General features: G+C 69.6%; 9 protein-coding genes. 5 read left to right on the forward strand and 4 right to left on the reverse strand.

The features are described from left to right. Nucleotides 1-6 precede the first annotated feature (6 nt). Nucleotides 7-1,056, reverse strand: a complete 1,050-nt coding sequence (locus DP107_RS17580; RefSeq protein ID WP_144263421.1) for a DUF5305 family protein — start codon at nt 1,054-1,056, stop codon at nt 7-9. 66 nt (nt 1,057-1,122) lie between these two features. After that, nucleotides 1,123-1,827 carry a hypothetical protein gene (locus tag DP107_RS17585; protein WP_144263422.1) on the reverse strand — a complete coding sequence of 235 codons (705 nt, stop codon included), beginning with the start codon at nt 1,825-1,827 and terminating at the stop codon, nt 1,123-1,125. On the opposite strand from DP107_RS17585, the gene DP107_RS17590 reads away from it, so the two are divergent. Genes DP107_RS17590 through mce form a run of 5 tightly spaced genes read left to right on the forward strand, consistent with a single transcriptional unit; the run spans nt 1,826 to nt 6,121 of the window. Further along, nucleotides 1,826-2,374 (forward strand): DUF7344 domain-containing protein, encoded by a 549-nt coding sequence (locus tag DP107_RS17590; protein ID WP_144263423.1) that lies wholly within the window; start codon nt 1,826-1,828, stop codon nt 2,372-2,374. The genes DP107_RS17585 and DP107_RS17590 overlap by 2 nt on opposite strands. Beyond that, nucleotides 2,371-2,967 carry a hypothetical protein gene (locus tag DP107_RS17595; protein WP_144263424.1) on the forward strand — a complete coding sequence of 199 codons (597 nt, stop codon included), beginning with the start codon at nt 2,371-2,373 and terminating at the stop codon, nt 2,965-2,967. The genes DP107_RS17590 and DP107_RS17595 overlap by 4 nt, the downstream gene beginning before the upstream one ends. Nucleotides 2,968-3,012: 45 nt before the next feature. Beyond that, nucleotides 3,013-3,960 carry a type IV pilin gene (locus DP107_RS17600; RefSeq protein WP_144263425.1) on the forward strand — a complete coding sequence of 316 codons (948 nt, stop codon included), beginning with the start codon at nt 3,013-3,015 and terminating at the stop codon, nt 3,958-3,960. Nucleotides 3,961-4,012: 52 nt separating this feature from the next. After that, on the forward strand, nt 4,013-5,695 hold the full coding sequence (locus DP107_RS17605) for an acyl-CoA mutase large subunit family protein (protein WP_144263426.1): 1,683 nt from the start codon (nt 4,013-4,015) through the stop codon (nt 5,693-5,695). A 42-nt stretch (nt 5,696-5,737) separates the two neighbouring features. Further along, nucleotides 5,738-6,121, forward strand: coding sequence for a methylmalonyl-CoA epimerase (gene mce / locus DP107_RS17610; RefSeq protein ID WP_144263427.1), 384 nt, complete (start codon nt 5,738-5,740; stop codon nt 6,119-6,121). Nucleotides 6,122-6,127: 6 nt separating this feature from the next. Here the strand turns inward: mce and DP107_RS17615 are convergent, their stop codons facing one another. Both DP107_RS17615 and DP107_RS17620 read right to left on the reverse strand, forming a co-directional pair. Beyond that, entirely contained in the window at nt 6,128-6,865 is a 738-nt protein-coding gene (locus DP107_RS17615; RefSeq protein ID WP_144263428.1) for an AMP-binding protein, read from the reverse strand. 548 nt (nt 6,866-7,413) lie between these two features. After that, the coding region (locus tag DP107_RS17620) for an acyl-CoA dehydrogenase family protein (protein ID WP_272949860.1) at nt 7,414-7,763 on the reverse strand (350 nt) is incomplete at its 5' end.

Genomic DNA, 7,763 nt, shown 5'->3' on the forward strand with positions numbered 1-7,763 from the left:
TCGGTCTCAGTCGAACTCGTAGGTCCGTGGCGGCGAGCACTCGTAGCGTTCGTCACCGAGCAGGACGTAGTAGTTCCGTGCCTCCGGGTCCTCGATGACACGCCGGTCGCTGTCGATGGCGACGTCGACGAGGTCGGCCAGCGAGTCGACCCGGACGGCGGGACGCTCCAGCGCCGCCCGCGAGGGTGTCCCACGCGAGATGAACTCGTCGAACTCGTCGCGCTCGCGGGCGAAGGCGAGCGCCCGGCGCTCGGCGGCCGACACCGCGAGCAGTCCCTGCTGCCAGCCGAAAGCGAGCGACGCCAGCCCACCCAGCCCCAGCAACAACAGGAGTGGTCCGCCGACAGTCCGCAGTGGCCCGTACTCCCGCGTTCGCGTCTCCACTGCCGTCACCGTCCGCCGGTTCGACTCCCCCCTGGGCCCCGTGACGCTGTAGGTGCCGGTCCCGAGGTCGAACCCGAGCTGATACCGCCCGCCGGCGTCGACCGACTCGCCGAGCGTCTGCCCGTCGGCGGTCACGCGGCTGACGACGAACACCGACGTCTCACCCGGGGAGGCACCCACCTCCGAACTGATGCGGTCGAGCCGCGCTGTCGCCCGCGTGGTGTTCACCTGGAACGCCGTCGTGACCCGCTCGCCGGGTCCGAGGGTCGCCGACGTGCTGTTCAGCGGCTCCTCGACGCGCCAGTACTCCCGCTCCTCGTCCGCCGAGCGGAACACGAGCACGGTCTCGACGGTGGCGTTGACCTCGCCCCCGGGCGCGTCGAACCGGTAGCTGAACCGGCCGTCCAGCACCGGCGCCACCTCGGTGAAGTACGTCTCCCGGTTCTCCAGCACCGTCCCCGCCGGGAACGCCTCCGTGTCCTCGGTGACCGTCGCACTGTGCGTGTATCCGGCGGTCGTCGCCCACTGGCCGACGGGCTCCGACTCCGTCACCGTCCCCGGTTCGACGTAGGTCGCGTAGCTGACGCCGCCACCCAGGGCGGCCAGCACCACCAACACGCCGACCAGTAGCGTCAGGTTGTCCGACAGGAGCAGCCGGCCGCGAACCCCCACTCGTCCATCGCTACCCAGGTCCGACGGATGGAACAAAAGGGTTGCTCCACCGGGCGAGCGCGGGGCTCAGAGGAGTCCGCCGGTCCCGGAGCGGCGCCGGGTGCGGACCGTCCCACGGAGGACGACGACCCCCACGACGAGGAAGGGAAGCGCCAGGACGCCGCTCGTCGCGACGATGGGAAGCCACGGGTGCGCCCCGTACAGCCACGCGATGACACCGACCGGGAGCACCGCGAAGTAGCGGTACTCCGTCACGTACTGCGGGTAGTAGCCCGTCTCCGGCGGGGCCCGGAGGGTCACGGTGACGTTGCGCTGTTCGCCGCGGTCGAGCCGTATCCGTTCGGGGGCGACCCCGACGTTCTCGCTGGCGGGCTCGTAGAACGCGACGACCGGGAGCTGGCCCCCGTTCAGCGCCGGATAGGTGAGGTTCGCGCGCTCCCCGACCGGGACCGTGGTCGGACTGTCGGACTCGAACTCCGCGCTGACCATCCCGTACTCCTCCGTGCCCGAGAGCGACAGCATCGTCCCCGAGGCGCTGAGCGCGACGATGAGGGCCAACGCGGCGGCCAGCTTCAGTCCGTCGTAGACGCCGGCCCGGTTCCGGTCGCGGTCGCGGTCCCCCCCGCGCCTCTGCCGGCCTCGATCGTCGGTCAGCGCGCCGACGAGGAGCACCAGCGCGCCGGCGCCGGCGACGAGCAGTGCCAGTCCCTGCGAACCCAGGAACGCGCGGCTCCCGAACGTCGTGGCGAGCGTCCGCTGGACCGTCTCCATGGTCCCGCCGACGGCCCCCACGGGTACCGATGTCTTCGAGGTGCTGAGCAACGAACGACGGCAGTGCATCCTCCACTATCTGAAGCGCCAGGACGACCGGCGCGTCTCGCTCCGCGAGCTGGTCGACCACGTGGCCGCGTGGGAGAACGACACGACGGTCACGGAGCTAGAGAGCGACGAGCGCAAGCGGGTCTACACCGCCCTCCGGCAGAACCACCTCCCGAAGCTCGACGACACTGACATCGTCGAGTACGACCACATGCGCGGGGAGGTGGCACTGACGGAGGACGCCCGCGAGGTGGAGCTGTACCTGGAGTACGTCCCCGGGAACGACATCCCCTGGAGCGAGTTCTACCTGGGGCTGTCGGCCGTCGGCGCTGCGCTGGTGTTCGTCACCTGGCTGGAGATCGGTCCGTTCGCGGGCCTCTCCGGGCTGACGCTGGCGGCCATCCTGGTCGGCGTGTTCGCCCTTTCGGCGGCGGTCCACACGTATGACGCGGCCGGCAGCCGTATCGGGTCCGAGGAGTTCGAGGTGGGAGAGCGGTGAGGCTCCCGGTCCGCCTGGGGCTGGCGCTGCTGGTCGTGGCGAGCATGAGCCTCGTCATCGGCGCCTCCGCGTTCACCGGCACCGAGGCGGACCGGACGGTGTCGGTGAACGTGGTCGCGGACGGCGACGCGTATGTGAGCCTGACGTACGACGAGACGGTCTCTGTCGGTCCCAACAGCAACGGGAACGGGAACGGGGCCGACAATGGGAACGGGGCCGATACCGAGCCCGAGTTGACCATCCGGAACCAGTTCGGCACGGATATAGATATCGAGGTGCGCGGCGACGAGAGCCTGTATCCGAAGCTCCGGTACGAGAACGAGGACGGGAACACGGCCACGCTGAGTTCTGGGGAGGAAGTATCGTTCGACGCGGTCGTCACCTGCGAGAACCGGAACGAAGCCGATAACCGAACGGTCGATGTGACCGTCACGGCAGAGGGCGACGGGGTCTCGGCCGAGGTCACGCGTGAGGTGACGGTCATATGCGAGTCGAACGCCGGGAACAACGGTGAGGGTGCGGGTGAGGACGAGGGCGAGGGTGCGGGTGAGGACGAGGGCGAGGGTGCGGGTGAGGACGAGGGCGAGAACTGAGCTCCAGCGGTACGGTTTTATTCCACACGAACGAGCGTCCTGACGATGCCCTCCAGACGACAGTTCATCGCCGGTTGCACCGCACTCGGACTGGGAGCCGTGCCGACGGTCGGCGCCGCGGGGAGTCGTCCGACGGCCGACTTGGACGCCGCGCTGGATGTCTTCGGCTCCGGCGACGTGACCGGCCGCGTCTCGCCGCGGGCGCTCCCGCGGCTGGGCGAGGCCGTCGCGACCGTCGCGGACGTAGCGCCGGACCTGGCCGAGACCGCCGCGGGACGACTCCCGTCGGCCCCGGAGGCGCTCGCGACGACCGAGTCCGGACTCGGCGCGCTGACGGACGCCGACGTCCACGCGACGACGGTCGCGCCCGCCATCGGGGGCGTGGACGCGCTGGCCGTGGGCGTCGACTTCGCGGCGCGTGGTCCCGTCGTCCGGGCGCGGGTGGTCGGCGTCGACGGGGCCCCGGCGCGGGACGGGGCGCTCGCCGCGCTGTCCCGCGCGGGGCTCCCGGTCGCGGGGCTGGAGCCGCTCGCGGTCCGTGACGGTGACGCGCTCGCGCTGTACGCGGGCGTACCGGACCGCGGCGACGAACAGCCGGTCCTCCTGGCGCTCGTCCTCGTCGTCCTGGCGGCCGTCGTCGGGGCGTTCGTCCTGGGGATCGGGGGCAGCGCCAGCGCGGGCGGGAGTAGCAGCGACCGTCGCACCGAGGCTCCCCAGGTCTCGTTCAGCTTCGAGTACGATGCGGACGTCGAGCGCGTGACGGTCACGCACGACGGTGGCGACAGCGTTCCCGCCGAGGAGTTGCAACTCGCCTACGAGAGCGGCGGCGGGATCACGGTCGACACCTGGGTCGACGAGCGGGACGACACCGTCACGGCCGGGGACTCGTTCACCACCGAGAGCACGGTCGACTCGGGGGGCACGGTCCGGGTCGTCTGGCAGAACTCGGACGGGAGTGGCGCGGCCACCCTGGCACGCTTCGACGTCCCGTAGCCGGTCCGTCCCGTCCCGACCATTCAAGCGGCCCGCCGTGGTATGGCAGTGTATGTTCGATGACGAGGACCTCGAAGCCATCCGGGAGGGCCACGAGGAGTGGAAGGCGGAGACGTACGGCCCGACCGTCGACCGCTTCGGGGAGCGCAAGGAGTCGTTCACCACCGACACCGGCGGAACCGAGGTGGACCCGCTGTACACCCCTGCGGACGTGAGCGACCTCGACTACGACGAGGACCTCGGGAACCCGGCCGAGGAGCCGTACACGCGCGGGGTGTACTCGACGATGTACCGCGGCCGGCTGTGGACCATGCGCCAGTACGCCGGCATGGGCACCGCCCGCGAGACCAACGAGCGGTTCAACTACCTGATGGACGAGGGCCAGACCGGGCTCTCGATGGCGTTCGACCTCCCCACGCAGATGGGGTACGACTCCGACGCCACGATGGCGGAGGGTGAGGTCGGGAAGAGCGGGGTCGCCATCGACTCGCTGGACGACTTCGAGACCGTCTTCGACGGCATCCCGCTGGACGAGGTCTCGACCAGCATGACCATCAACGCGCCGGCCTCGGTGCTGCTGGCGATGTACATCGCCGTCGGCGACAAGCAGGGTGTGCCCCGCGAGGAGCTCCGGGGCACCATCCAGAACGACGTGTTGAAGGAGTACTTCGCGCGCAACACCTACATCTACCCGCCGGAGCCCTCGATGCGGCTCATCACGGACATCTTCGAGTTCTGTGCGGCCGAGGTTCCCAACTTCAACACCATCTCCATCTCCGGCTACCACATCCGGGAGGCCGGCTCCACCGCGGCCCAGGAGATCGCTTTCACGCTGGGCGACGGCATCGAGTACGTGAACGCGGCCATCGAGGCCGGGCAGGACGTCGACGAGTTCGCCCCGCAGCTCTCCTTCTTCTTCGCCTCGTACAACAACATCCTTGAGGAGGTCGCCAAGTTCCGCGCGGCCCGCCGGATGTGGTACCGGATCATGGACGAGCGGTTCGACGCCGAGAAGGACGCCTCCAAGCAGCTGAAGTTCCACACCCAGACCGCCGGCTCGACGCTGACCGCCCAGCAGATCGAGAACAACGTCGTCCGTGTGGCCTACCAGGCCCTCGCCGCAGTGCTCGGCGGCACGCAGAGCCTCCACACGAACGGCAAGGACGAGGCACTCAGTCTCCCGACCGAGGAGTCCGTTCGGACGGCGCTGCGGACCCAGCAGATCCTCGCCCACGAGTCCGGCGCGGCCGACACCATCGACCCGCTCGCCGGTAGTTACTACGTCGAGGCGCTCACCGACGAACTGGAGGAGCGGGCGTTCGACATCCTCAACGAGGTCGACGAGCGCGGTGGGATGAGCAAGGCCGTCGAATCGGGCTGGGTCCAGCGGCAGATCCAGGACACCGCCTTCGAGCGCCAGCGCGAGATCGAGGAGGGCGAGCGTGTCATCGTCGGGGTCAACGAGCACCGCGTCGACGACGAGGAGAAATCCGAGGACATCGAGGAGGTCTCCGAGGAGGAGCAGCAGCGCCAGCGCGAGACGGTCAAGCAGCTCCGGGCGGACCGCGACGACGCGGCCGTCGAGGCGGCGCTCGATGACCTCCGGGCGGCCTGCGAGGGCGACGAGAACGTGATGCCGTACCTCGTGACGGCGGTGAAGGCATACGCGACGACGGGCGAGATCTGCGACGCGATGCGGGACGTGTTCGGGGAGTACCGCGGCGCCACGATCTGAGCGGGACGGCAGGTCTTAGTCGCAGCCAGGTGAACGCCGGGTATGGATATCGACCACGCCGGCATCGCCACCGACGACGCCGCGGGGCTGGCCGACCTGTACGTGGACCTGCTCGGGTGTGAACACGTCCACAGCGAGGCGTTCGACGGGATGGACGTCCACTTCCTCGACTGCGGGAACGGCCATCTCGAGTTGCTGGAACCGCTGGACGACGGCGCCATCGCGCGCTACCTCGACCGGAACGGTCCCGGCATCCAGCATCTCGCCTTCGCCACCGAGGACGCCACGGTGGCGCTGGACCGTGCCGCCGACCTCGGTATCGAGGCCATCGACGAGGAGCCCCGGGCGGGTGCCTGGGGCCACGACGTCGCCTTCCTCCACCCGCGGGACACGGGCGGCGTCCTCGTGGAGTTCGTCGAGCACTGACCGGCGCTACAGCACGTCGGCGGCGGCAACGGTCCGGTCCTCGGGCGCCCGATCCACGCCAGGACCGAGAACGGCACGGTCGCCCGTCGACCCCTCGTCGGGCAGCAGGATCGTCCCACCCGCGGCCAGCGGCGCCGCGATACCGGCGGCCACCACGCCGGGATGCGCGAGCGGCCCCCGGACCGCGACGGTCGTCCGGTCGTCCAATCCCCACCGCTCGACGGCCGCCATCGCGGCCTCCATGACGGCTCCGTGCGTGACCGACTCCCCTTCGACCGAGAGAAGCGCCGTCCCGGGTCGGATCACGTCCGGCGGTGCGGTCGGGTTCTCGCTCCAGACCTCCCGCTCGAAGTACGCGTACGACGGGTCGGCCGGCTCCTCGCCGTACGCCACGTACCGCGTGCCGGGCGGGTAGTCGTAGTCCGTGACGCTCGTGGTCGGGACGACCAGCGCCTTCAGGTCGTCCGGGCCGCCCGCGGCCGGCGGGTCGAACCGGACGGTCGCGCCGAGCATCGAGACCCCGGCGAGCGTCAACACCGGCTCGGGAACACGGTCGGCGGCCAGCCCCACGGTCGCGCCCTCGCGGACCCCCTCGTTCCGGAGGTAGTTGCCCACCTTCCAGGCGGTGGTGCAGAAGCGCCGCCAGTCGTAGGCCCGCCCCGAGGCCGGGTGACGGAGCGCCGTGCGGTTGCTCCGGCGCTCCCGGGTCACGCAGTCACCCAGCACGGCGAACTCGTCGGTCATACCCCCTTCCTACGACCGCCCCCGCAAAAAGCGGTGCGACGGCGGCACCGCGGCCGAACTGGCGAACAGGTGATGCCACCGCTCACGCCGGACCGTGGCACCGCGCTGGCGGAACCGACCGCGAGGTGGCGTCCCCCACGGTCGGGTCGGCGGTCCGGCGTCGACTCGTCAGGTCACGGGCCGGGTTGCCCGCGGTATCATACTTGAAACTACGTTCCAACGAAATTCGGGCACAGAGTGGGCCTTCAACGAGATATATCGGACCAATCCGAATACAACCTGCAGGAATCGGGAATTATCCATTTATATACAGAGGAGCCGAAATATCGGAGCAGCATGCATACCGCGCGAGCGAAGCGAGCGCGCGTTTCACCGGCACGAGCGCCCGGAGGGCGCGAGTGCCGGCCTTTTTCTGAATGTTTTTTACCGCGAGGGGTTCGCGGGCTCCGCCCGCGAACGAACAGCTGGTCGGCGGAGCCGGCCAGCCGGTGCCCGCAGGCTCGCGCCGGAGGCGCGAGCTGAGGACACCCGAGCGGAAAAAAGCTCTTTTAGAAGCCCTTGCCCTGCAGTTCGCGGGCAATGATGTTTTTCTGGATCTCGGTGGTGCCCTCGTAGATCTGGGTGATCTTGGCGTCCCGGTAGAACCGCTCGACGTCGAAGTCGTTGACGTAGCCCGACCCGCCGTGGATCTGGACGGCCTCGTTGGCGACGTCGACGGCGACCCGACTCGCGTACTCCTTGGCCATGGAGGCGAGCTTGGTCACGGGTTCGTCGGAGTTCTCGACAGACCAGGCGGACTTGTAGGTGAGCTGGCGGGCGGCCTCCAGCTTGGTGTGCATGTCCGCGAGTTTGTGCTGGATGGCCTGGAACTCGCCGATGGGCTGACCGAACTGTTCGC

The organism is Haloglomus irregulare (assembly GCF_007421925.1).
GTDB classification, from domain to species: Archaea; Halobacteriota; Halobacteria; order Halobacteriales; family Haloarculaceae; genus Haloglomus; species Haloglomus irregulare.